Source organism: Streptomyces sp. TRM68416, assembly GCF_014596915.1.
GTDB lineage: Bacteria > Actinomycetota > Actinomycetes > Streptomycetales > Streptomycetaceae > Streptomyces.
The window spans coordinates 106,993-129,931 of record NZ_JACVWU010000002.1 but is presented as its reverse complement, the minus strand read 5'-3'; the positions used below and the strand labels follow the sequence as shown (position 1 = coordinate 129,931).

Below are 22,939 nucleotides of genomic sequence, written 5' to 3'. Positions count from 1 at the left end.
CCTGGTCGCGCCATCGCCGTACGCGAGGAAGCGCGTACGAGGGCAGTACCAGGGCGCGAGCACTGAGGAGCACCGTTGAGCAGGTTGCGCTGGCTGACCGCGGGGGAGTCCCACGGCCCCGCACTCGTGGCGACGCTGGAGGGCCTTCCCGCCGGTGTGCCGATCACCACGGAGATGGTGGCGGACCACCTGGCCCGGCGGCGGCTCGGCTATGGACGCGGTGCGCGGATGAAGTTCGAGCGGGACGAGGTCACCTTCCTCGGCGGCGTCCGGCACGGGCTGACCCTCGGTTCCCCGGTCGCGGTCATGGTGGGCAACACCGAGTGGCCGAAGTGGGAGCAGGTCATGGCGGCCGACCCGGTCGACCCGGAGATCCTCGCGGGCCTGGCCCGCAACGCGCCGCTGACCCGTCCCCGTCCCGGTCACGCCGACCTCGCCGGTATGCAGAAGTACGGCTTCGACGAGGCCCGGCCGATCCTGGAGCGGGCCTCCGCGCGGGAGACGGCGGCCCGGGTGGCGCTGGGCGCGGTGGCCCGGTCGTACCTGAAGGAGACGGCCGGGATCGAGATCGTCAGCCATGTCGTCGAGCTGTGCTCGGTGAAGGCGCCGCAGGGTGTGTACCCGACCCCGGCCGACGTCGAGAAGCTGGACGCCGATCCGCTGCGCTGCCTGGACGCGGACACCTCGAAGGCGATGGTGGCGGAGGTCGACCAGGCCCACAAGGACGGCGACACCCTCGGTGGCGTGGTCGAGGTCCTGGCCTACGACGTCCCCGTGGGCCTGGGCTCGCACGTGCACTGGGACCGCAAGCTGGACGCCCGGCTCGCCGGTGCGCTGATGGGCATCCAGGCGATCAAGGGTGTCGAGATCGGCGACGGCTTCGACCTGGCCCGGGTGCCCGGCTCCAAGGCGCACGACGAGATCGTGAACACCCCCGAGGGCATCCGCCGCGTGTCCGGCCGCGCGGGCGGCACCGAGGGCGGCCTGTCCACCGGTGAGCTGCTGCGGGTGCGCGCCGCGATGAAGCCGATCGCGACCGTGCCGCGCGCCCTGCAGACCGTGGATGTGACGACGGGCGAGGCGGCGCAGGCGCACCACCAGCGCTCCGACGTCTCCGCCGTTCCGGCCGCGGGCATCGTCGCCGAGGCGATGGTGGCCCTGGTCCTCGCGGACGCGGTGGCGGAGAAGTTCGGCGGTGACAACGTGGTGGAGACCCGCCGCAACGTCCGGTCCTACCTCGACAACCTGGCGATCCGATGACCCCGGTCATGGTGCTCGTCGGCCCGATGGGCGTGGGCAAGTCCACCGTCGGCCGGCTGCTGGCCGAGCGGCTCGGTGTCGGCTTCCGGGACACCGACGACGACATCGAGGCCGAGCAGGGCCGGACCATCGCCGAGATCTTCGTCGACGAGGGCGAGGCCGCCTTCCGTGCCGTCGAGAAGCGGACCGTCCGGCAGGCGCTGGCCGAGCACGACGGCGTCCTCGCCCTCGGCGGCGGCGCGATCCTGGACGAGGACACCCGCGCGCTACTGGCCGGCCAGCGGGTCGTCTACCTCTCGATGGACGTCGAGGAGGCGGTCAAGCGCACCGGCCTGAACGCCGCCCGCCCGCTGCTCGCGGTCAACCCGCGCAAGCAGTGGCGCGAGCTGATGGAGGCCCGCCGCCATCTGTACGAGCAGATCGCCACGGCTGTCGTCGCCACCGACGGCCGTACGCCCGAAGAAGTCACGCAAGCGGCGCTGGACGCACTGGAGTTGAAGGAAGCATGAGCGAGGCAGTCACCCGGATCCAGGTCGGCGGCACCGCGGGCAGTGACCCCTACGAGGTCCTGGTGGGCCGTCAGCTCCTGGGCGAGCTCGGCGGGCTGATCGGCGACAAGGCCAAGCGGGTGGCCGTCATCCACCCCGAGGCGCTCGCCGAGACCGGTGACGCGCTGCGCGCCGACCTCGCCGGCCAGGGCTACGACGCCGTCGCCATCCAGGTGCCGAACGCGGAGGAGGCCAAGACCGCCGAGGTCGCCGCCTACTGCTGGAAGGCGCTCGGCCAGTCCGGCTTCACCCGCACCGACGTGGTCGTGGGCGTCGGCGGCGGTGCCACCACGGACCTGGCCGGTTTCGTGGCGGCGACCTGGCTGCGCGGGGTGCGCTGGATCGCGGTGCCCACCACCGTGCTGGCGATGGTGGACGCGGCCGTCGGCGGCAAGACCGGCATCAACACCGCCGAGGGCAAGAACCTCGTCGGCGCCTTCCACCCGCCCGCCGGGGTCCTGTGCGACCTGGCCGCGCTGGACTCGCTGCCGGTCAACGACTACGTCTCCGGACTCGCCGAGATCATCAAGGCCGGCTTCATCGCCGACCCGGCGATCCTCGACCTCATCGAGTCCGACCCGCAGGCCGCCCGGACCCCGGCCGGCCCGCACACCGCCGAGCTGATCGAGCGCTCCATCCGCGTGAAGGCCGAGGTCGTCTCCTCCGACCTGAAGGAGGCGGGCCTGCGCGAGATCCTCAACTACGGCCACACCCTCGGCCACGCCATCGAGAAGAACGAGCGCTACAAGTGGCGGCACGGCGCGGCCGTCGCCGTCGGCATGCACTTCGCCGCCGAGCTGGGCCGGCTGGCCGGACGCCTGGACGACGCGACGGCCGACCGCCACCGCACCATCCTGGAGGCGGTCGGACTGCCGCTGACCTACCGCTACGACCAGTGGCCCAAGCTGGTGGAGAACATGAAGGTCGACAAGAAGTCCCGCGGCGACCTCCTGCGCTTCATCGTTCTGGACGGCCTGGCCAAGCCCACCGTCCTGGAAGGACCGGACCCGGCGGTGCTGCTCGCCGCCTACGGAGAAGTGGGCCAGTAAGTCCGCTGCCACGTCGTACGCCCGATTTACCCTGCGGGCACGGGCACTTCGGACCGCCCCCGGCCGTTCACCAATCGGTGGCCGGGGGCGGTACCGTTCGGTAGGGAGCGGGGTCGTACCTCGCTGCCAGCGCCCATGGCCCGTACGAGATGGAGTGGCACCGGATGCAGCACGCAGTGGGTTCTCCGCTGCCGCCGCCCCACCAGCCGGGGCACGGACCGGCCGTCGGCTGGTCCCCGGCCGCACAGGACCCGGGTCAACCGCACCCGGGCACACACCAGGGATCCGCTCCCGCGGCTCCGGCGCATCCGGGGGCGTCCCCTGTCCCTCCGGCGCATCAGGCGTCCGGCCCGCTTCCTCCGCCCCATCAGGGCGGCTCGGCTCCTGTGCCTCCGCCGCATCAGGGCTCGGCCCCCGTTCCTCCGGCGCATCAGGGTTCCGGCTCGGTCCCTCCGGCGCACCAGGGCTCCGGACCCGTGCCTCCGCCGTACCACGGATCGGCCCCCGTCCCCCCGCCGCACCCCGCGCCGGGCTTCACCGCGCCCCCGCCGGGATCGGTCCCGCCCGCTCCGCATCACGTCCCGGCGCCGCCGGCCCCGGACACCACGGGGCACGTCACGCTGCCGCCCGGCGGCCCCGTGGCCATGCCGAGTCCGCCGCCGGCCACCGCCGCGCACGACCCGGCGACCACGGCGATCGCGGCGATCGCGGTGCTGCTCATCGGCCCGGCCGGGGCCGGCAAGACCAGCGTCGCCAAGTACTGGGCGGACCACCGCCGGGTGCCCACCGCCCACATCAGCCTCGACGACGTACGCGAATGGGTCCGCTCGGGCTTCGCCGACCCCCAGACGGGCTGGAACGACAACTCCGAGGCGCAGTACCGCCTGGCCCGCCGCACCTGCGGTTTCGCCGCGCGCAACTTCCTGGCCAACGGCATCTCCTGCATCCTCGACGACGCCGTCTTCCCCGACCGCCCGGTCGTGGGCCTCGGCGGCTGGAAGCGCCATGTGGGTCCGGGGCTGCTGCCGGTGGTTCTCCTGCCGGGCCTGGAGATCGTCCTGGAGCGCAACGCCGAACGCTCCGGCAACCGCCGCCTCACCGACGAGGAGGTCGCCCGCATCCACGGCCGTATGGCCGGCTGGTACGGCTCCGGCCTGCCGATCATCGACAACTCCCAGCTGGACGTACCGCAGACGGCACAGGTGCTGGACGACGTACTGGCACGCTCGATCGCCAGCCCGCCGAAGTGGTAGCGCGGTTCTTCCGGGCGCAGGGGAGCTGACGTACTCAAGGGGCGCGGGGAACTGCGCGAGAAACCCCCACCGGCCCGCACCCGACGCACCACCCCCGCAACCCCCACTCGGCCCTCCCAACCGGCACAAAACAGACAACGCTCCTACGCTCGACACATGTCAGAGGTGTACGCCACCCGCCGAGCCAGGCTCAGGGACCGCTGCCAAGCCGGCGGCAGCCAGTCCGCCCTGGTGACCCGCCCCGCCAACGTCCGCTACCTCGCAGGCGCGGCCCCGCGCGGCGCCGTCCTGCTGGTCGGCAGGACCGAGGACGTCCTGGTGTGCGCCGGCCCGCCGGACGACCGTCCCGCCGAGGGGCGCCCGGACGAGGCCCTGCGCCTGCACACCCTCCCCGGCATCGGCGGCGATCCCGCCGTCGCGGCGGCCGACCTCGCGGCCGCGCAGGACGCCGACTCCCTCGCCCTGGAGGAGCACTACGTCACCGTGGCCCGCCACCGCGCCATCCGCTCGGTCGCGCCGCGCCTGCGCCTGGCCGACCTGGGCGGAGCCGTCGAGCAGCTCAGGGTGGTCAAGGACGAGGAGGAGATCTCCTGTCTGCGCATCGGCGCCGAGATCGCCGACCAGGCCCTGGGCGAGCTCCTGGAATCCATCCTCGTCGGCCGCACCGAACGGCATCTCGCCCTGGAGCTGGAGCGCCGCCTCGTCGACCACGGCGCCGACGGCCCGGCCTTCCCGACCTCCGTCGCCACCGGCCCGCACTCCGGTCGCCGCGCCCACCGCCCCACCGACCGCAGGGTCGAGGAGGGCGACTTCCTCTCCGTCTGCCTGGGCGCCACCTACCGCGGCTACCGCTGCGAGATCGGCCGCACCTTCGCCATCGGCACGTCCCCCGCCGACTGGCAGATCGAGCTGTACGACCTCGTCTTCGCCGCCCAGCGCGCCGGCCGCGAGGCCCTCGCACCCGGCGCCGCCTGCCGTGACGTGGACCGTGCCGCACGCCACGTACTGGACTCCGCGGGATACACGGAGGGCCTGCCACCGCTCACCGGGCACGGTGTCGGGCTCGAAATCGACGAGGACCCGCAGTTGGCCCCCGCGGCCATGGGTAAACTGGACGCTTGCGTGCCGGTCACCGTCGAACCGGGGGTCCACCTCCCGGGCCGGGGCGGTGTCCGGATCGATGACACGCTCGTCGTTCGCCCCGAGGCGGACGGCGGACCCGAGCTACTCACCATCACGACCAAGGAGCTGCTCGCACTCTAGGCAGGTGCGTGCCCCGGGGTCGTCCACGTCAGTCCAGGAGATTCCGCAACCGTGGCTTCCACGAACGACCTCAAGAACGGCATGGTGCTCAAGCTCGAAGGCGGCCAGCTCTGGTCCGTCGTCGAGTTCCAGCACGTCAAGCCCGGCAAGGGCCCGGCCTTCGTGCGCACCAAGCTCAAGAACGTGCTCTCCGGCAAGGTCGTCGACAAGACCTTCAACGCCGGTGTCAAGGTCGAGACGGCCACTGTCGACAAGCGCGACATGCAGTTCTCGTACATGGACGGCGAGTACTTCGTCTTCATGGACATGGAGACCTACGACCAGCTCATGGTCGACCGCAAGGCCGTCGGCGACGCCGCCAACTTCCTGATCGAGGGCTTCACCGCCACCGTCGCGCAGCACGAGGGCGAGGTGCTCTTCGTCGAGCTGCCGGCCGCCGTCGAGCTCGTCGTCCAGGAGACCGAGCCGGGCGTCCAGGGCGACCGCTCCACCGGCGGCACCAAGCCCGCCACGCTGGAGACCGGCCACCAGATCCAGGTCCCGCTCTTCATCACCACCGGTGAGAAGATCAAGGTCGACACCCGCACGAGCGACTACCTCGGCCGGGTGAACAGCTAACCGTGGCTGCCCGCAACACGGCCCGCAAGCGCGCCTTCCAGATCCTCTTCGAGGGCGACCAGCGTGGCGTCGACGTCCTGACGGTCCTCGCGGACTGGGTCCGGCTGTCCCGGAGCGACACCCGGCAGCCCCCCGTGAGCGAGTACACGATGGAGCTGGTCGAGGGCTACGCCCGGCAGGCGGCGCGCATCGACGAGCTGATCGCGCAGTACTCCGTCGGCTGGACGCTCGACCGGATGCCGGTCGTCGACCGCAACCTCCTGCGGCTCGGCGCCTACGAGCTGATCTGGGTCGACGCGACCCCGGACGCCGTCGTGCTGGACGAGATGGTGCAGCTGGCCAAGGAGTTCTCCACGGACGAGTCGCCGTCGTTCGTCAACGGCCTCCTCGGCCGTCTGAAGGAGCTCAAGCCCTCACTGCGCCGCGAAGAGGCGTAACGGGGCACGCACCCACATGCCGGAGGGGTCCACAGCGACGCGCTGTGGGCCCCTCCGGCATCGTGCGCCTCTCTGGTGCGTCCGTGGCGCGTGAGACGCGCCCTGGTACGTCCGTGACGCGTGAGACGCGCCGAAAGCCGCCGGGGTGGCCGGAACCGTCAAGTTCCGGCCACCCCGGCGGCACGTTTCTGCTGAGACGGGAGAAGGCTCAGTTCTCCTCGTGGGACACCGCGCGACGCGCGTCGGCGTCCAGCACGCCCCAGCTGATCAGCTGCTCGGTGAGCACCGAGGGGGACTGGTCGTAGATGACGGCGAGTGTGCGCAGGTCGTCCTGACGGATCGAGAGGACCTTGCCGTTGTAGTCACCGCGCTGCGACTGGATCGTCGCGGCGTACCGCTGCAGCGGGCCCGCCTTCTCGGCCGGCACGTGGGCCAGCCGCTCCAGGTCCAGGACCAGCTTCGGCGGCGGCTCGGCGGCGCCGCCCGGCGTGGTGCCCGGCAGTAGCTCCTGCACCGGAACGCCGTAGAAATCCGCCAGCTCGGCGAGGCGCTGCACGGTCACGGCACGGTCGCCGCGCTCGTACGAGCCCACCACGACGGCCTTCCAGCGACCCTGGGACTTCTCCTCGACACCGTGGAGGGAAAGGCCCTGCTGGGTGCGGATGGCCCGGAGCTTGGCCCCGAGCTGTTTGGCGTATTCGCTGGACATATAGCTCCCCGGACACTGTGTCGACGCGGCCGGCTGTGTTCCCGCCGCGCGGCTGGTAACTCACTGTGAGGTTACGCAGCGTGACTCTTCTGCGTCAAGCCGAATGGTCCACACCGACTCTTCCGTGGGAGTGGCGGCCGATTACGCCATGGGGGTGAACCGGGGGCGTGGTGCGGCCTGCTAGGGTGAGTGGCGCAAACCCGACGTCCTTTAAGGTCCGTCCCGTGAGGCGGAGAAGGAGGTCCTTTTCGTATGGACACTCAAGCGTCCGATGCGCGGCCCGTCCTCGAAGGCCCCGACATCGCGCGGGTGTTGACCCGCATCGCCCACGAGATCGTCGAACGCGCCAAGGGCGCCGACGACGTGGTGCTCCTCGGCATTCCCACCCGAGGCGTCTTCCTCGCCCAGCGGCTCGCCGTCAAGCTCGAAGAGATCACCGAGCGCAAGATCCCGGTCGGCTCGCTGGACATCACCATGTACCGCGACGACCTGCGCATGCATCCGCCGCGTGCGCTGGCCCGTACCGAGATCCCCGGTGACGGCCTCGACGGCCGCCTCGTCGTCCTCGTCGACGACGTCCTCTTCTCCGGCCGCACCATCCGCGCCGCCCTCGACGCGCTGAACGACATCGGGCGCCCGCGCGCGGTACAGCTCGCGGTCCTCGTCGACCGGGGCCACCGCGAACTGCCCATCCGCGCCGACTACGTCGGCAAGAACCTCCCCACGTCGTTGCGGGAGACGGTCAAGGTCCAGCTCGCCGAGGAGGACGGTCGCGACACCGTGCTGCTCGGTGTGAAGCAGACCGCGCAGTAGCAAGCCGGGCGCACGGCACCGCTTCGCGTGCCGACGTGTGCGTCCGTTTGCCCGAAAACTCCCGAATTGCCTTACGGAGCCTGACAGATGCAGCGTCATCTCATCTCGGCCGCCGACCTCACCCGTGACGACGCCGTCCAGATCCTCGACACCGCCGAGGAGATGGCCCGGGTGGCCGACCGCCCCATCAAGAAGCTGCCGACCCTGCGCGGCCGCACGATCGTCAACCTCTTCTTCGAGGACTCCACGCGCACGCGTATCTCCTTCGAGGCCGCCGAGAAGCGCCTGTCCGCGGACGTCATCAACTTCACCGCCAAGGGCTCCAGCGTCTCCAAGGGCGAGTCCCTCAAGGACACCGCCCAGACCCTGGAGGCCATGGGCGTCGACGCGGTCGTCATCCGGCACGGCGCCTCCGGAGCGCCGTACCGGCTGGCCAACTCCGGCTGGATCGACGCCGCCGTCATCAACGCCGGTGACGGCACCCACCAGCACCCCACCCAGGCCCTGCTGGACGCCTTCACCATGCGCCGCCGCCTGGTCGGCCGGGACGCCGGGATCGGCCAGGACCTCGCCGACAAGCGCATCACCATCGTCGGCGACGTCCTGCACAGCCGCGTCGCCCGCTCCAACGTCGACCTGCTGCACACCCTCGGCGCCGAGGTCACCCTCGTCGCCCCGCCCACCCTGGTGCCGGTCGGCGTCGAGACCTGGCCGTGCGAGGTGGCGTACGACCTCGACAGCACCCTCGCCAAGTCCGACGCGGTGATGATGCTGCGCGTGCAGCGCGAGCGCATGAACGCCGCGTTCTTCCCGACCGAGCGCGAGTACTCCCGGCGCTACGGCCTCGACGGCGAGCGCATGGCGAAGATGCCCGAGCACGCCATCGTCATGCACCCCGGCCCGATGGTCCGCGGCATGGAGATCACCGCCGAGGTCGCCGACTCCGACCGCTGCACCGTCGTCGAGCAGGTCGCAAACGGAGTCTCCATCCGGATGGCCGTCCTGTACCTCCTGCTGGGCGGCAGCGAGCCCGCCGTCAGCCACACCCGTATCGAGGAGAAGTAAGACACATGAGCAAGATCCTGATCCGTGGTGCCAAGGTGCTCGGCGGCGAGCCGCAGGACGTGCTGATCAACGGCTCGGTCATCGAGGCCGTCGGTACGGGGCTTTCGGCAGAGGGTGCCGAGGTCGTCGAGGCGGCCGGCAAGGTGCTGCTGCCCGGCCTGGTCGACCTGCACACGCACCTGCGTGAGCCCGGCCGCGAGGACTCCGAGACGGTTCTCACCGGCACGCGTGCGGCGGCGAGCGGCGGCTACACCGCCGTGTTCGCCATGGCCAACACCTTCCCCGTCGCCGACACCGCCGGCGTCGTCGAGCAGGTCTACCGGCTCGGCCAGGAGCACGGCTACTGCGACGTGCAGCCCATCGGCGCCGTCACCGTCGGCCTGGAGGGCAGGAAGCTCGCCGAGCTCGGCGCCATGCACGAGTCCGCGGCCGGCGTCACCGTCTTCTCCGACGACGGCAAGTGCGTCGACGACGCCGTCATCATGCGGCGCGCCCTGGAGTACGTGAAGGCCTTCGGCGGCGTCGTCGCCCAGCACGCGCAGGAGCCGCGGCTGACCGAGGGCGCCCAGATGAACGAGGGCATCGTCTCCGCCGAGCTGGGGCTCGGGGGCTGGCCGGCGGTGGCCGAGGAGTCGATCATCGCCCGGGACGTGCTGCTCGCCGAGCACGTCGGCTCCCGCGTCCACATCTGCCACCTGTCCACCGCCGGGTCCGTGGAGATCGTGCGCTGGGCCAAGTCCCGCGGCATCGACGTCACCGCCGAGGTCACCCCGCACCACCTGCTCCTCACCGACGAGCTGGTGCGCACGTACAACCCGGTCTACAAGGTCAACCCGCCGCTGCGCACCGAGCGCGACGTGCTGGCGCTGCGCGAGGCGCTCGCCGACGGCACGATCGACATCGTCGCCACCGACCACGCCCCGCACCCGCACGAGGACAAGGACTGCGAGTGGGCCGCGGCCGCCATGGGCATGGTCGGCCTGGAGACCGCGTTGTCAGTGGTGCAGGAGACCATGGTCGACACCGGGCTCCTCGACTGGGCCGGGGTCGCCGCGCGCATGTCCTTCAAGCCCGCCGAGATCGGGCAGGCCAAGGGCCACGGTCGCCCCGTCTCGGCTGGTGAGCCCGCCAACCTCACGCTCGTCGACACGGAATACCGTGGGTCCGTGGACCCCGCGGGCTTCGCCTCGCGCAGCCGCAACACTCCGTACGAGGGGCGTGAGCTGCCGGGCCGTGTGACGCACACGTGGCTCCGGGGCAAGGCCACGCTCGTCGACGGGAAGCTCACGTGACACCACTCCTGACCATCGCCGCAGAACAGAAGTCGGCCGAGGTGACCGACTGGGCCGCCCGCATCGGCTGGCTCGTCGGACTCGCCCTGTTCGTCGCGCTCGTCTACTGGCTGATGCGCGAGGGCTGGAAGTGGCGCGGCACCCTCCAGAGCGACCTCCCGGAGCTGCCCAGCGCGCCCGATGAGCCGGGGCCGGTGAGACTGAGCATGAGCGGCCGCTACCACGGCTCCACCACCGCCGGGCAGTGGCTCGACCGCATCGTGGCGCACGGCCTGGGCACCCGCAGCCGGGTCGAGCTCACGCTGACGGACGCGGGACTGGACGTCGTTCGCCCCGGCGCGACCGACTTCTTCGTCCCGGCCGGGCAGCTGCGCGAGGCCCGGCTCGACAAGGGCATCGCCGGCAAGGTCCTCACCGAGGGCGGACTGCTCGTGGTGACCTGGGCGCACGGCGAACGCCTGATCGACTCCGGTTTCCGCTCGGACACGGCCGCCGAGCACAACGAGTGGGTCGACACCCTGAACAAGATGATCAACAAGACGGAAGGCGCACGATGACGACCTCCACAAGGGGAGCCACCAAGGTTCCCGCCGTCCTCGTCCTGGAGGACGGCCGGATCTTCCGCGGCCGTGCCTACGGGGCCGTGGGGGTGACCTTCGGCGAGGCCGTGTTCTCCACCGGCATGACCGGCTACCAGGAGACCCTCACCGACCCGTCGTACCACCGCCAGGTCGTCGTGATGACCGCCCCGCACGTCGGCAACACCGGCGTCAACGACGAGGACCCGGAGAGCAAGCGCATCTGGGTCGCCGGCTACGTCGTGCGCGACCCCGCGCGCGTGCCGTCGAACTGGCGCGCCAAGCGGACGCTGGACGAGGAACTGCGCCGCCAGGGCGTCGTCGGTATCTCCGGCATCGACACCCGCGCCCTCACCCGCCACCTGCGCGAGCGCGGCGCCATGCGCGTCGGCATCTTCTCCGGCAACGCCCTGCCCGACGAGGGCACCATGCTCACCGAGGTCCGCCAGGCCCCCGAGATGAAGGGCGCCGACCTCTCCGCCGAGGTCGCCACCAAGGAGGCGTACGTCGTCCCCGCGATCGGCGAGAAGAAGTTCACCGTCGCCGCCGTCGACCTCGGCATCAAGGGCATGACCCCGCACCGCATGGCGGAGCGCGGCATCGAGGTGCACGTGCTGCCCGCCACGGCCACCGCCGAGGACGTCTACGCCGTCAACCCGGACGGCGTGTTCTTCTCCAACGGCCCGGGCGACCCGGCCACCGCCGACCACCCGGTCTCCGTCATGCAGGCGGTCCTGGAGCGCGGCACCCCGCTGTTCGGCATCTGCTTCGGCAACCAGATCCTGGGCCGCGCCCTCGGCTTCGGCACCTACAAGCTCAAGTACGGCCACCGCGGCATCAACCAGCCGGTGCAGGACCGTACGACCGGCAAGGTCGAGGTCACCGCGCACAACCACGGCTTCGCCGTCGACGCACCGCTCGACAAGGTCTCCGAGACCCCCTACGGCCGCGCCGAGGTCTCCCACGTCTGCCTCAACGACAACGTGGTGGAGGGCCTGCAGCTGCTCGACCGCCCGGCCTTCAGCGTCCAGTACCACCCCGAAGCGGCAGCGGGCCCGCACGACGCCGCCTACCTGTTCGACCGCTTCGTTTCCCTGATGGAGGGCCAGCGTGCCTAAGCGCACCGATATCCAGTCCGTCCTGGTCATCGGCTCCGGCCCGATCGTCATCGGCCAGGCCGCCGAGTTCGACTACTCCGGCACCCAGGCGTGCCGCATCCTGCGGGCCGAGGGCCTGCGGGTCATCCTCGTGAACTCCAACCCGGCGACGATCATGACCGACCCGGAGATCGCCGACGCCACCTACGTCGAGCCGATCACCCCCGAGTTCGTCGAGAAGATCATCGCCAAGGAGCGCCCGGACGCCCTGCTGCCCACCCTGGGCGGCCAGACGGCCCTCAACACGGCCATCTCGCTGCATGAGGCGGGCACGCTGGAGAAGTACGGCGTCGAACTGATCGGTGCCAACGTCGAGGCGATCAACAAGGGCGAGGACCGCGACCTGTTCAAGGAGGTCGTCGAGGCCGTCCGCGCCAAGATCGGGCACGGCGAGTCCGCCCGCTCGGTGATCTGCCACTCCATGGACGACGTCCTCAAGGGCGTCGAGACGCTCGGCGGCTACCCGGTCGTCGTCCGCCCCTCCTTCACCATGGGCGGCGCCGGCTCCGGCTTCGCCCACGACGAGGAGGAGCTGCGCCGCATCGCCGGCCAGGGCCTCACGCTCTCCCCGACCACCGAGGTGCTCCTGGAGGAGTCCATCCTCGGCTGGAAGGAGTACGAGCTGGAGCTGATGCGCGACAAGCACGACAACGTCGTGGTGGTCTGCTCCATCGAGAACTTCGACCCCATGGGCGTGCACACCGGTGACTCCATCACCGTCGCCCCGGCGATGACACTGACCGACCGCGAGTACCAGATCCTGCGCGACATCGGCATCGCCGTGATCCGCGAGGTCGGCGTGGACACCGGCGGCTGCAACATCCAGTTCGCGGTGAACCCCGAGGACGGCCGGGTCATCGTCATCGAGATGAACCCGCGCGTGTCGCGCTCCTCCGCCCTCGCCTCCAAGGCGACCGGCTTCCCCATCGCCAAGATCGCCGCCAAGCTCGCCGTCGGCTACACCCTCGACGAGATCCCGAACGACATCACGCAGGAGACCCCGGCCTCCTTCGAGCCCACGCTCGACTACGTGGTCGTCAAGGCCCCGCGGTTCGCCTTCGAGAAGTTCCCGCAGGCCGACTCCACGCTGACCACCACCATGAAGTCGGTCGGCGAGGCCATGGCCATCGGCCGCAACTTCACCGAGGCCTTCCAGAAGGCGCTGCGCTCGCTGGAGAAGAAGGGCAGCCAGTTCACCTTCGTCGGCGAGCCCGGCGACAAGACCGCACTGCTCGCCGAGGCCGTACGGCCCACCGACGGCCGGATCAACACGGTCATGCAGGCCATCCGCGCGGGCGCCACGCCCGAGGAGGTCTTCGAGTACACGAAGATCGACCCCTGGTTCGTCGACCAGCTCTTCCTGATCAAGGAGATCGCCGACGAGCTCGCCCAGGCCCCGGAACTGACCCCCGACCTGCTGGCCGAGGCCAAGCGGCACGGCTTCTCCGACCAGCAGATCGGTGAGATCCGCGGCCTGCGCGAGGACGTCGTCCGCGAGGTCCGGCACGCCCTCGGCATCCGCCCGGTCTACAAGACGGTCGACACCTGCGCCGCCGAGTTCGCCGCGAGGACGCCGTACTTCTACTCGTCCTACGACGAGGAGACCGAGGTCGCGCCGCGCGAGAAGCCGGCCGTCATCATCCTGGGCTCCGGCCCCAACCGCATCGGCCAGGGCATCGAGTTCGACTACTCCTGCGTCCACGCCTCCTTCGCGCTGAGCGAGGCCGGCTACGAGACTGTGATGGTCAACTGCAACCCGGAGACCGTCTCCACCGACTACGACACCTCCGACCGGCTGTACTTCGAGCCGCTGACGCTGGAGGACGTGCTGGAGATCGTCCACGCGGAGGCGCAGGCCGGCCCGATCGCGGGCGTCGTCGTCCAGCTCGGCGGCCAGACCCCGCTGGGCCTGGCACAGGCGCTGAAGGACAACGGCGTCCCCGTCGTCGGCACCTCCCCGGAGGCGATCCACGCCGCCGAGGACCGCGGCGCCTTCGGCCGCGTGCTCAAGGAGGCCGGCCTGCCCGCCCCCAAGCACGGCACCGCCACCACCTTCGCCGAGGCCAAGGCCATCGCCGACGAGATCGGCTACCCGGTCCTCGTCCGCCCGTCCTACGTCCTCGGCGGCCGCGGCATGGAGATCGTCTACGACGAGACCCGCCTGTCGTCCTACATCGCCGAGTCGACCGAGATCAGCCCCTCCCGGCCGGTCCTCGTCGACCGCTTCCTCGACGACGCCATCGAGATCGACGTCGACGCGCTCTACGACGGCGAGGAGCTCTACCTCGGCGGCGTGATGGAGCACATCGAGGAGGCCGGCATCCACTCCGGCGACTCCGCGTGCGCGCTGCCCCCGATCACCCTCGGCGGCTTCGACATCAAGCGCCTGCGCGCCTCCACCGAGGCCATCGCCAAGGGCGTCGGCGTCCGCGGCCTGATCAACATCCAGTTCGCGATGGCCGGCGACATCCTCTACGTCCTCGAAGCCAACCCGCGCGCGTCGCGCACGGTCCCCTTCACCTCGAAGGCGACCGCGGTGCCGCTGGCCAAGGCCGCCGCCCGGATCTCGCTGGGCGCGACCGTCGCCGAACTGCGCGCCGAGGGGCTGCTGCCGAAGACCGGCGACGGCGGCGAGCTGCCGCTGGACGCGCCGATCTCCGTCAAGGAGGCCGTCATGCCGTGGTCGCGGTTCCGCGACATCCACGGCCGCGGGGTCGACACGGTCCTCGGCCCGGAGATGCGCTCCACCGGCGAGGTCATGGGCATCGACAACGTCTTCGGCACGGCGTACGCCAAGTCGCAGGCCGGCGCCTACGGCCCGCTGCCCACCAGGGGCCGCGCCTTCATCTCGGTGGCCAACCGCGACAAGCGGTCGGTGATCTTCCCGGCGCGCGAGCTGGTGGCGCACGGCTTCGAGCTGCTGGCCACCTCCGGCACCGCCGAGGTCCTCAAGCGCAACGGCATCAACGCCACCGTGGTCCGCAAGCAGTCCGAGGGCACCGGCCCGAACGGCGAGAAGACCATCGTCCAGCTCATCCACGACGGCGAGGTCAACCTCATCGTCAACACCCCGTACGGCACCGGCGGCCGCCTGGACGGCTACGAGATCCGCACGGCGGCCGTGGCGCGGTCCGTGCCGTGCCTGACGACCGTGCAGGCGCTGGCCGCCGCGGTGCAGGGCATCGACGCCCTCAACCACGGCGACGTGGGCGTCCGCTCGCTCCAGGAACACGCCGAACACCTGACCGCGGCCCGCGACTAGCAGCCAGGAGGGGGACACCGGAAACGGTGTCCCCCTCTTGGTGAGGACACCGACATGTACAAGCTCTTCTTCCGCCTGGTCTTCACCCGGATGGACCCCGAACAGGCCCACCACCTGGCCTTCCGCTGGATCCGGCTGGCGGCGCGGATCCCCGTCCTGCGCACGTTCGTCGCAGCCGCCCTCGCGCCCCGCCACAAGGAACTGCGCACCGAGGCCTTCGGACTGCGCATGCACGGCCCCTTCGGGCTCGCCGCGGGCTTCGACAAGAACGCCGTCGCGATCGACGGGATGTCGATGCTCGGCTTCGACCACGTCGAGATCGGCACGGTCACCGGCGAGGCGCAGCCCGGCAACCCCAAGAAGCGGCTGTTCCGGCTCGTACCGGACCGCGCGCTGATCAACCGCATGGGCTTCAACAACGACGGCTCGCTCGCGGTCGCGGCCCGCCTGGCCTCGCGCAACCCCGTGTTCAGGACGGTCGTCGGCGTGAACATCGGCAAGACCAAGGCCGTACCCGAGTCCGAGGCCGTCGGCGACTACGTGAAGTCCACCGAGCGGCTCGCGCCGTACGCCGACTACCTGGTCGTCAACGTCTCCTCGCCGAACACGCCCGGGCTGCGCAACCTGCAGGCCACCGAGGCGCTGCGCCCCCTGCTGAGCGCCGTCCGCGAGGCCGCCGACCGCACGGTGGCCAACCGGCGCGTCCCGCTGCTGGTGAAGATCGCGCCGGACCTCGCCGACGAGGACGTCGACGCCGTGGCCGACCTCGCCGTGGAACTCGGCCTGGACGGCATCATCGCCACCAACACCACCATCGCGCGCGAGGGACTCGGTCTGACCTCCGAACCCGCACTGGTCAAGGAGACCGGCGGCCTGTCCGGGGCGCCGCTCAAGGCACGCTCCCTGGAGGTGCTGCGCCGCCTCTACGCGCGCGTGGGCGACCGCATCACCCTGGTGGGCGTCGGCGGCATCGAGAACGCCGAGGACGCCTGGCAGCGCATCCTCGCGGGCGCCACCCTGGTCCAGGGCTACAGCGCCTTCATCTACGAGGGGCCCTGCTACAGCCGCGCCATCCACAAGGGCCTCGCCGCCCGTCTGCGCACCAGCCCGTACGCCACCCTCGCCGACGCGGTCGGCGCCGACGTGAGGAAGTCCGCATGACCGTGTCGGAGCCCTTCGGCGCCCGCCTGCGCCGGGCCATGGACGACCGTGGCCCGCTGTGCGTCGGCATCGACCCGCACGCGTCCCTGCTCGCCGAGTGGGGCCTGAACGACGACGTGGCCGGCCTGGAGCGGTTCAGCCGCACGGTCGTGGAGGCGATGGCCGACCGGGTCGCCGTCCTCAAGCCGCAGAGCGCGTTCTTCGAGCGCTTCGGCTCGCGCGGTGTCGCGGTCCTGGAGAAGTCGGTCGAGGAGGCCCGCGCGGCCGGTGCGCTGGTCGTCATGGACGCCAAGCGCGGCGACATCGGCTCGACCATGGCCGCGTACGCCGAGTCCTTCCTGCACAAGGACGCCCCGCTGTTCTCGGACGCCCTGACCGTCTCCCCGTACCTCGGCTACGGGTCGCTCAAGCCCGCCGTGGATCTCGCGCGCGAGAACGGCGCCGGCCTGTTCGTGCTGGCGCTGACCTCCAACCCGGAGGGCGGCGAGGTGCAGCACGCGGTGCGCGGCGACGGCCGCACCGTCGGCGCGACCATGCTGGCCCACCTGGCCGCCGAGAACGCGGGGGAGGAGCCGCTGGGCTCCTTCGGCGCGGTCGTCGGCGCCACGCTCGGCGATCTGTCGTCCTACGACCTGGAGATCAACGGTCCCCTCCTGGCGCCCGGCATCGGCGCCCAGGGGGCGACGCCGGCCGATCTCCCGGGCGTCTTCGGCGCCGCGGTGCGCAATGTCGTGCCGAACGTCAGCCGGGGCGTCCTGCGGCACGGTCCTGACGTAAAGGCGCTGCGTGCGGTCGCGGAGCGGTTCGCGGCGGAGATCCGCGCGGCCGTGACGGCGGGCTGAGTCGTCCAGGGCGGTCGACCAGGTGTTTCTGGACGCCTGTTCGACCGTCCCGGCGACGGCTCGGGGCCGACTTGAGTCTGAATACATCCTCAAATCCGGGGCAGTATGTCTGAAATGTCCGCCCTGACGGAGGCTGACCAGGACTTTTCCGCTGTTCTCGCTGACTCTGGCGGACTTGGCCGCTAGTCTCCGACGAGAGAACGGGCAAGCGTGTTGCTCGTGGCTCCCCAGGTGTGGGGCGACTAGGTTCCTCACCGGTCCGTATCCGACAGTTCAACATCCGAGGTGACGTAGGCGTGGCTCTTCCGCCCCTTACCCCTGAACAGCGCGCAGCCGCGCTCGAAAAGGCCGCCGCGGCTCGCCGGGAGCGGGCCGAGGTCAAGAATCGACTCAAGCACTCCGGCGCCTCCCTTCACGAGGTCATCAAGCAGGGCCAGGAGAACGACGTCATCGGCAAGATGAAGGTCTCCGCCCTCCTTGAGTCCCTGCCGGGCGTGGGCAAGGTCCGCGCCAAGCAGATCATGGAGCGACTCGGCATCTCCGAGAGCCGCCGCGTGCGCGGCCTCGGCTCCAACCAGATCGCCTCCCTGGAGCGTGAGTTCGGCAGCACCGGCTCCTGAATCCCGGGCACTGCCGGGAAGGGAGTCCCGGGCACCCCGGGATTGCTGGAATAATCGCTGCATGAGTGAACGTCCGCGGCTGACCGTGCTCTCCGGCCCCTCCGGGGTCGGCAAGAGCACGGTCGTCGCCCATATGCGCAAGGAACACCCCGAGGTCTGGCTCTCGGTGTCGGCGACGACCCGCAAGCCCCGCCCCGGCGAGAAGCACGGAGTCCACTACTTCTTCGTCACCGACGAGGAGATGGACAAGCTGATCGCCAACGGTGAGCTGCTGGAGTGGGCGGAGTTCGCCGGCAACCGCTACGGCACGCCGCGTGCGGCCGTGCTGGAGCGCCTGGAGGCGGGCGAGCCCGTCCTGCTGGAGATCGACCTCCAGGGTGCCCGACAGGTCCGCGAGTCCATGGCGGAGGCCCATCTGGTGTTCCTGGCTCCTCCCTCCTGGGAGGAGCTCGTGCGCAGGCTCACCGGCCGGGGCACCGAGGCGCCCGAGGTGATCGAGCGTCGCCTGGAGGCGGCCAAGGTCGAGCTGGCGGCCGAGCCGGAGTTCGACGAGACCCTGGTCAACACCTCCGTCGAGGACGTGGCGCGCGAGCTGCTAGCCTTGATGGATGTTGTGTGATCGCGAATTCTGTGATCATGCCTGATTCTTTTCCACCCATCGGAAGGTAGAGCGTGTCCTCTTCCATCACCGCGCCCGAGGGCATCATCAACCCGCCGATCGACGAGCTCCTTGAGGCCACCGACTCGAAGTACAGCCTCGTGATCTACGCCGCCAAGCGCGCCCGTCAGATCAACGCGTACTACTCGCAGCTCGGCGAGGGCCTCCTGGAGTACGTCGGTCCGCTGGTGGACACCCACGTCCACGAGAAGCCGCTCTCGATCGCGCTCCGCGAGATCAACGCGGGTCTGCTGACCTCCGAGGCCATCGAGGGCCCGGCGCAGTAAGTAGTACTTGCAGATTGCAGTTGGCTTTTCCACAGGCCCGGCAGCGCGACTGTCGGGCCTGTGGTGTGTGATGGAGTCGTACGCCGGGAGCGCGGCGTGTGGTCCGAGGTCGGGGAGAGACGGTGGACAAGCCGAAGGTCGTGCTGGGGGTCAGTGGCGGCATCGCCGCGTACAAGGCCTGCGAACTGCTCAGAAGGCTGACGGAGTCGGGCCACGACGTCCGCGTCGTCCCCACCGCCTCCGCCCTGCACTTCGTTGGCGCCGCGACCTGGTCGGCGCTGTCCGGCAACCCCGTCTCCACCGAGGTGTGGGACGACGTCCACGAGGTCCCGCACGTCCGCATCGGGCAGCACGCCGATCTGGTGATCGTCGCCCCGGCGACGGCCGACATGCTCGCCAAGGCGGCCCACGGCCTGGCGGACGACCTGCTCACCAACACCCTGCTGACCGCCCGCTGCCCGGTCGTCTTCGCCCCCGCCATGCACACCGAGATGTGGGAGCACCCGGCCACCCAGGAGAACGTGGCGACGCTGCGCCGCCGCGGTGCCGTCGTCATCGAGCCGGCCGTCGGCCGCCTCACCGGCGTCGACACGGGCAAGGGCCGACTTCCCGACCCCGGCGAGATCTTCGAGGTCTGCCGCCGGGTACTGGCCCGGGGCGTCACCGAGCCGGACCTCACCGGACGGCACGTCGTGGTGAGCGCCGGCGGCACCCGCGAGCCCCTCGACCCCGTCCGCTTCCTCGGCAACCGCTCCTCCGGCAAGCAGGGCTACGCCCTCGCCCGCACCGCCGCCGCCCGGGGCGCCCGGGTGACACTGGTCGCCGCCAACACGGGCCTGCCGGACCCGGCGGGCGTCGACGTCGTCCCCGTCGGCACGGCCGTGCAGCTGCGCGAGGCGGTACTGAAGGCGGCCGCCGACGCCGACGCCGTCGTCATGGCGGCGGCGGTCGCGGACTTCCGCCCGTCCGCGTACGCCACCGGGAAGATCAAGAAGAAGGACGGCCAGGACCCGGAGCCCATCGTCCTGGTGCGGAATCCGGACATCCTCGCGGAGATCTCGGCCGACCGCGCCCGCCCGGGCCAGGTCATCGTCGGGTTCGCCGCCGAGACCGACGACGTGCTGGCCAACGGCCGTGCGAAGCTGGAACGCAAGGGCTGCGACCTCCTCGTGGTGAACGAGGTGGGGGAGCGCAAGACCTTCGGCTCCGAGGAGAACGAGGCCGTGGTGCTGGGTGCCGACGGCACCGAGCGGCCCGTTCCGCACGGCCCCAAGGAAGCCCTGGCCGAAACCGTATGGGATCTCGTCGTGGAACGCCTGAGCTGAACGTTGCATTCGGCATACGGCCCCCAAAACCCCGCTCTTTGGGGCGTGGCGCCCCTGGCCAAGCCCGCTCGGCATTGGGCAGAATGCCCGTGCCGCAGGTCACAGCACTCCCGAGAGGCGAGACGGGTGGGCCCGCGGCCGAGCGCGACCGATAAACTGTTCTCGGACGACGCCGGGCGCAGCCCCCGTCCCGTCCGCCCATGATCAGCCAGCAGCCGCTGCAACCCCAGGGAGCGTTGTGTCCCGTCGCCTGTTCACCTCGGAGTCCGTGACCGAGGGTCACCCCGACAAGATCGCTGACCAGATCAGCGACACCATTCTCGACGCGCTTCTGCGTGAGGACCCGACGTCCCGCGTCGCCGTCGAGACGCTGATCACCACCGGCCTGGTGCACGTGGCCGGAGAGGTCACGACCAAGACGTACGCGGACATCGCGACGCTGGTCCGCAACAAGATCCTGGAGATCGGCTACGACTCCTCGAAGAAGGGCTTCGACGGCGCCTCCTGCGGCGTCTCGGTCTCGATCGGCGCACAGTCCCCCGACATCGCACAGGGCGTCGACACGGCGTACGAGTCCCGGGTCGAGGGCGACGAGGACGAGCTGGACCGGCAGGGCGCCGGTGACCAGGGCCTGATGTTCGGCTACGCGACGGACGAGACGCCGACGCTCATGCCGCTGCCGATCTTCCTGGCGCACCGCCTGTCGAAGCGCCTGTCCGAGGTCCGCAAGAACGGCACCATCCCCTACCTGCGCCCGGACGGCAAGACGCAGGTCACCATCGAGTACGACGGTGACAAGGCGGTCCGCCTGGACACGGTCGTCGTCTCCTCGCAGCACGCCTCCGACATCGACCTGGAGTCGCTGCTCGCGCCGGACATCCGCGAGTTCGTCGTGGAGCCGGAGCTGAAGGCGCTCCTCGACGACGGCATCAAGCTCGACACCGAGAACTACCGCCTGCTGGTCAACCCGACCGGCCGCTTCGAGATCGGCGGCCCGATGGGCGACGCCGGCCTCACCGGCCGCAAGATCATCATCGACACCTACGGCGGCATGGCCCGCCACGGCGGCGGCGCCTTCTCCGGCAAGGACCCGTCCAAGGTCGACCGCTCGGCCGCCTACGCGATGCGCTGGGTCGCCAAGAACGTCGTCGCCGCAGGTCTGGCCTCGCGCTGCGAGGCGCAGGTCGCGTACGCGATCGGCAAGGCCGAGCCCGTCGGCCTCTTCATCGAGACCTTCGGCACCGCCAAGGTCGACGTGGAGAAGATCGAGAAGGCCATCGACGAGGTCTTCGACCTGCGCCCGGCCGCGATCATCCGCGACCTGGACCTCCTGCGCCCGATCTACGCCCAGACCGCCGCGTACGGCCACTTCGGCCGCGAACTCCCCGACTTCACCTGGGAGCGCACGGACCGCGTGGAGGCACTGCGGAAGGCCGCGGGGCTGTAGCTACACGTCTTGCCGCGAGGCCCGGTTCCCCACGGGGGGGCCGGGCCTCGTCCCGTTTCCAGGGCTCAGTGGTGGGCCCCGGGTCCGTCGAGGGGGTTCGGAATCGTCCTCGCCCTCCTCCGGTGGCAGGGGGCGCGCATCTCGACCCACGGCGTGACCCAGAAACTCAAAAGGAATCACGCGCCGTACGTGGCCGCTTCGTGCCCTCCCTCGTGTCCGTGTCCCGCGCGCACGGTGGTGGCTGAGGTATCACCGCGATGGACGATGACGACTGCCAGGAGGCCGACAGCCAGGCCGAAAGCAGTCTGCGGACCGAACGGTTCGCCGAACATGAGGACTCCCCAGACCGCCGTGACCGGGGCCATGAGGAACATGAGTGTGTTGACCGGTGCCGAGGAGGGAAGCGCGCTGGTAAGCGCGCCCGAGGCAGGCATCCCGAAAGGCCCGCAACAGTATGCGCTTTACTTCTGAAACGTCGTCCGATGGCGGCGTCTTGGAACAGGTCTTCCTGCTCAACGGCGTCCCTGGCGTGCTATGGACTCCACGAGGCGTCAACGGGACGCGCCCCCTGATTGCAATGGGGCACGGCGGCGGTCAGAACAAGAAGGCCCCCGACATCCTGGACCGTGCGCGCCGCTTCGTGGCCGAGTGCGGTTTCGCCGTGGTGGCGATCGATGCACCCAGCCACGGTGACCGGCCGGAACATGAGGAGTTCACCCGGATCGCGACCGAGTACGAGGCCCGGCTTGACGCCGGTGAGGGACTGGCCGCGCCGATCGCCGACTTCCAGACGCTCGTTGTCCGCCAGATGGTGCCGGAATGGCAGAGTGTCCTCAACGCGGTCCAGAAGCTCAGTCATGTCGGCATTGGCCCAGTTGGCTACTGGGGATTGTCGCTGGGCTGCGTGATCGGGGTTCCGCTGATCGCCGCCGAGTCACGGATCCGAGCGGCGGTGCTGGGCTTGGGCGGTGCTGAGGTGCCGGCCGAGACCGCCGCGCGGATTACCGTCCCAGTGGAGTTCCTCGTGCAGTGGGACGATGAACGAGTGCCACGGGCCCAGAGCCTGGCACTGTTCGACGCCTTCGCCTCGATCGAGAAGTCGCTGCACGCCAACCCCGGCAAGCACGGTGAGATCCCGGCATTCGAGGTGGACAGCACGCTGCGGTTCTTCGCCCGACACCTTGGCTGATACCACCTGATGCCGGGCCGGAGGGCGGGCGCAAGCTTCGGGCGCGGGTACTTCTGGGATGCCTCCCTCGGGGGCGTGGCCAGGCTGAGCTCCGGTGGGCGTCGGT

Annotated in this window: 22 protein-coding genes and 1 pseudogene; 21 read left to right on the top strand and 2 right to left on the bottom strand. The window is 70.6% G+C overall.

The window, feature by feature from the left end:
• Positions 1-75: 75 nt before the first annotated feature.
• The 7 genes from aroC (at position 76) to nusB (ending at position 6,428) form a co-directional block, all read left to right on the top strand.
• A complete protein-coding gene (aroC, locus tag ICC28_RS03760) occupies positions 76-1,260 on the top strand; it encodes a chorismate synthase (protein ID WP_188286931.1) in 1,185 nt (394 codons plus the stop codon).
• Positions 1,257-1,769 carry a shikimate kinase gene (locus ICC28_RS03755; protein WP_188286930.1) on the top strand — a complete coding sequence of 171 codons (513 nt, stop codon included), beginning with the start codon at positions 1,257-1,259 and terminating at the stop codon, positions 1,767-1,769. The genes aroC and ICC28_RS03755 overlap by 4 nt, the downstream gene beginning before the upstream one ends.
• Positions 1,766-2,857 (top strand): 3-dehydroquinate synthase, encoded by a 1,092-nt coding sequence (gene aroB / locus ICC28_RS03750; protein ID WP_188286929.1) that lies wholly within the window; start codon positions 1,766-1,768, stop codon positions 2,855-2,857. Before ICC28_RS03755 ends, aroB begins: the two co-directional genes overlap by 4 nt.
• A 164-nt stretch (positions 2,858-3,021) precedes the next feature.
• On the top strand, positions 3,022-4,110 hold the full coding sequence (locus ICC28_RS03745; protein ID WP_188286928.1) for a Pro-rich N-terminal domain-containing protein: 1,089 nt from the start codon (positions 3,022-3,024) through the stop codon (positions 4,108-4,110).
• A 156-nt stretch (positions 4,111-4,266) separates the two neighbouring features.
• On the top strand, positions 4,267-5,373 hold the full coding sequence (locus tag ICC28_RS03740; protein ID WP_188286927.1) for an aminopeptidase P family protein: 1,107 nt from the start codon (positions 4,267-4,269) through the stop codon (positions 5,371-5,373).
• 51 nt (positions 5,374-5,424) lie between these two features.
• On the top strand, positions 5,425-5,991 hold the full coding sequence (gene efp / locus ICC28_RS03735) for an elongation factor P (RefSeq protein ID WP_031486831.1): 567 nt from the start codon (positions 5,425-5,427) through the stop codon (positions 5,989-5,991).
• A 2-nt stretch (positions 5,992-5,993) separates the two neighbouring features.
• The gene (nusB, locus tag ICC28_RS03730; RefSeq protein ID WP_188286926.1) at positions 5,994-6,428 is read left to right on the top strand and encodes a transcription antitermination factor NusB; all 435 of its coding nucleotides are present in this window, start codon (positions 5,994-5,996) and stop codon (positions 6,426-6,428) included.
• 208 nt (positions 6,429-6,636) lie between these two features.
• On the opposite strand, the gene bldD is transcribed toward nusB, so the two are convergent.
• Positions 6,637-7,137 carry a transcriptional regulator BldD gene (gene bldD / locus ICC28_RS03725; protein WP_019059743.1) on the bottom strand — a complete coding sequence of 167 codons (501 nt, stop codon included), beginning with the start codon at positions 7,135-7,137 and terminating at the stop codon, positions 6,637-6,639.
• Positions 7,138-7,389: 252 nt separating this feature from the next.
• Here bldD and pyrR point away from each other — a divergent pair, with 252 nt between their 5' ends.
• From pyrR to metK, 13 genes are all read left to right on the top strand, one after another.
• Positions 7,390-7,950 carry a bifunctional pyr operon transcriptional regulator/uracil phosphoribosyltransferase PyrR gene (gene pyrR / locus ICC28_RS03720; RefSeq protein ID WP_188286925.1) on the top strand — a complete coding sequence of 187 codons (561 nt, stop codon included), beginning with the start codon at positions 7,390-7,392 and terminating at the stop codon, positions 7,948-7,950.
• Between the two features lie 87 nt (positions 7,951-8,037).
• Entirely contained in the window at positions 8,038-9,015 is a 978-nt protein-coding gene (locus ICC28_RS03715; protein WP_188286924.1) for an aspartate carbamoyltransferase catalytic subunit, read from the top strand.
• 5 nt (positions 9,016-9,020) lie between these two features.
• Entirely contained in the window at positions 9,021-10,307 is a 1,287-nt protein-coding gene (locus ICC28_RS03710; protein ID WP_188286923.1) for a dihydroorotase, read from the top strand.
• Positions 10,304-10,864 carry a hypothetical protein gene (locus tag ICC28_RS03705; RefSeq protein WP_188286922.1) on the top strand — a complete coding sequence of 187 codons (561 nt, stop codon included), beginning with the start codon at positions 10,304-10,306 and terminating at the stop codon, positions 10,862-10,864. The genes ICC28_RS03710 and ICC28_RS03705 overlap by 4 nt, the downstream gene beginning before the upstream one ends.
• On the top strand, positions 10,861-12,003 hold the full coding sequence (carA, locus tag ICC28_RS03700; RefSeq protein WP_188286921.1) for a glutamine-hydrolyzing carbamoyl-phosphate synthase small subunit: 1,143 nt from the start codon (positions 10,861-10,863) through the stop codon (positions 12,001-12,003). Before ICC28_RS03705 ends, carA begins: the two co-directional genes overlap by 4 nt.
• Complete coding sequence (gene carB / locus ICC28_RS03695) at positions 11,996-15,304, top strand: carbamoyl-phosphate synthase large subunit (protein ID WP_188286920.1); 3,309 nt, start codon at positions 11,996-11,998, stop codon at positions 15,302-15,304. The genes carA and carB overlap by 8 nt, the downstream gene beginning before the upstream one ends.
• Positions 15,305-15,358: 54 nt before the next feature.
• Complete coding sequence (locus ICC28_RS03690) at positions 15,359-16,465, top strand: quinone-dependent dihydroorotate dehydrogenase (protein ID WP_188286919.1); 1,107 nt, start codon at positions 15,359-15,361, stop codon at positions 16,463-16,465.
• The gene (pyrF, locus tag ICC28_RS03685; protein ID WP_188286918.1) at positions 16,462-17,307 is read left to right on the top strand and encodes an orotidine-5'-phosphate decarboxylase; all 846 of its coding nucleotides are present in this window, start codon (positions 16,462-16,464) and stop codon (positions 17,305-17,307) included. The genes ICC28_RS03690 and pyrF overlap by 4 nt, the downstream gene beginning before the upstream one ends.
• A 296-nt stretch (positions 17,308-17,603) precedes the next feature.
• Positions 17,604-17,927 (top strand): integration host factor, encoded by a 324-nt coding sequence (locus ICC28_RS03680; RefSeq protein WP_003977346.1) that lies wholly within the window; start codon positions 17,604-17,606, stop codon positions 17,925-17,927.
• Positions 17,928-17,988: 61 nt separating this feature from the next.
• A complete protein-coding gene (gene gmk, locus ICC28_RS03675) occupies positions 17,989-18,546 on the top strand; it encodes a guanylate kinase (protein ID WP_188286917.1) in 558 nt (185 codons plus the stop codon).
• Positions 18,547-18,599: 53 nt separating this feature from the next.
• Entirely contained in the window at positions 18,600-18,872 is a 273-nt protein-coding gene (gene rpoZ / locus ICC28_RS03670) for a DNA-directed RNA polymerase subunit omega (protein ID WP_005319902.1), read from the top strand.
• Positions 18,873-18,994: 122 nt separating this feature from the next.
• Positions 18,995-20,197 carry a bifunctional phosphopantothenoylcysteine decarboxylase/phosphopantothenate--cysteine ligase CoaBC gene (gene coaBC / locus ICC28_RS03665; protein ID WP_188286916.1) on the top strand — a complete coding sequence of 401 codons (1,203 nt, stop codon included), beginning with the start codon at positions 18,995-18,997 and terminating at the stop codon, positions 20,195-20,197.
• A 238-nt stretch (positions 20,198-20,435) separates the two neighbouring features.
• On the top strand, positions 20,436-21,644 hold the full coding sequence (gene metK / locus ICC28_RS03660; protein ID WP_188286915.1) for a methionine adenosyltransferase: 1,209 nt from the start codon (positions 20,436-20,438) through the stop codon (positions 21,642-21,644).
• Between the two features lie 176 nt (positions 21,645-21,820).
• Here the strand turns inward: metK and ICC28_RS40290 are convergent.
• Positions 21,821-22,030 (bottom strand): annotated as a pseudogene (locus tag ICC28_RS40290) (EamA family transporter); the annotation flags it as partial.
• 68 nt (positions 22,031-22,098) lie between these two features.
• Here ICC28_RS40290 and ICC28_RS03655 point away from each other — a divergent pair.
• Positions 22,099-22,833: a dienelactone hydrolase family protein gene (locus tag ICC28_RS03655; protein ID WP_188286914.1), complete on the top strand. Its 735-nt coding sequence runs from the start codon at positions 22,099-22,101 to the stop codon at positions 22,831-22,833.
• Positions 22,834-22,939 lie beyond the last annotated feature (106 nt).

Bases quoted from the DNA above. Each gene is read 5' to 3' on its own strand.
- ICC28_RS03755 (WP_188286930.1), top strand. From the start codon at position 1,257: ATGACCCCGGTCATGGTGCTCGTCGGCCCGATGGGCGTGGGCAAGTCC.
- aroB (WP_188286929.1), top strand. From the start codon at position 1,766: ATGAGCGAGGCAGTCACCCGGATCCAGGTCGGCGGCACCGCGGGCAGT.
- ICC28_RS03745 (WP_188286928.1), top strand. From the start codon at position 3,022: ATGCAGCACGCAGTGGGTTCTCCGCTGCCGCCGCCCCACCAGCCGGGG.
- ICC28_RS03740 (WP_188286927.1), top strand. From the start codon at position 4,267: ATGTCAGAGGTGTACGCCACCCGCCGAGCCAGGCTCAGGGACCGCTGC.
- bldD (WP_019059743.1), bottom strand. From the start codon at position 7,137: ATGTCCAGCGAATACGCCAAACAGCTCGGGGCCAAGCTCCGGGCCATC.
- pyrR (WP_188286925.1), top strand. From the start codon at position 7,390: ATGGACACTCAAGCGTCCGATGCGCGGCCCGTCCTCGAAGGCCCCGAC.
- ICC28_RS03715 (WP_188286924.1), top strand. From the start codon at position 8,038: ATGCAGCGTCATCTCATCTCGGCCGCCGACCTCACCCGTGACGACGCC.
- ICC28_RS03710 (WP_188286923.1), top strand. From the start codon at position 9,021: ATGAGCAAGATCCTGATCCGTGGTGCCAAGGTGCTCGGCGGCGAGCCG.
- carA (WP_188286921.1), top strand. From the start codon at position 10,861: ATGACGACCTCCACAAGGGGAGCCACCAAGGTTCCCGCCGTCCTCGTC.
- ICC28_RS03690 (WP_188286919.1), top strand. From the start codon at position 15,359: ATGTACAAGCTCTTCTTCCGCCTGGTCTTCACCCGGATGGACCCCGAA.
- pyrF (WP_188286918.1), top strand. From the start codon at position 16,462: ATGACCGTGTCGGAGCCCTTCGGCGCCCGCCTGCGCCGGGCCATGGAC.
- gmk (WP_188286917.1), top strand. From the start codon at position 17,989: ATGAGTGAACGTCCGCGGCTGACCGTGCTCTCCGGCCCCTCCGGGGTC.
- ICC28_RS03655 (WP_188286914.1), top strand. From the start codon at position 22,099: ATGCGCTTTACTTCTGAAACGTCGTCCGATGGCGGCGTCTTGGAACAG.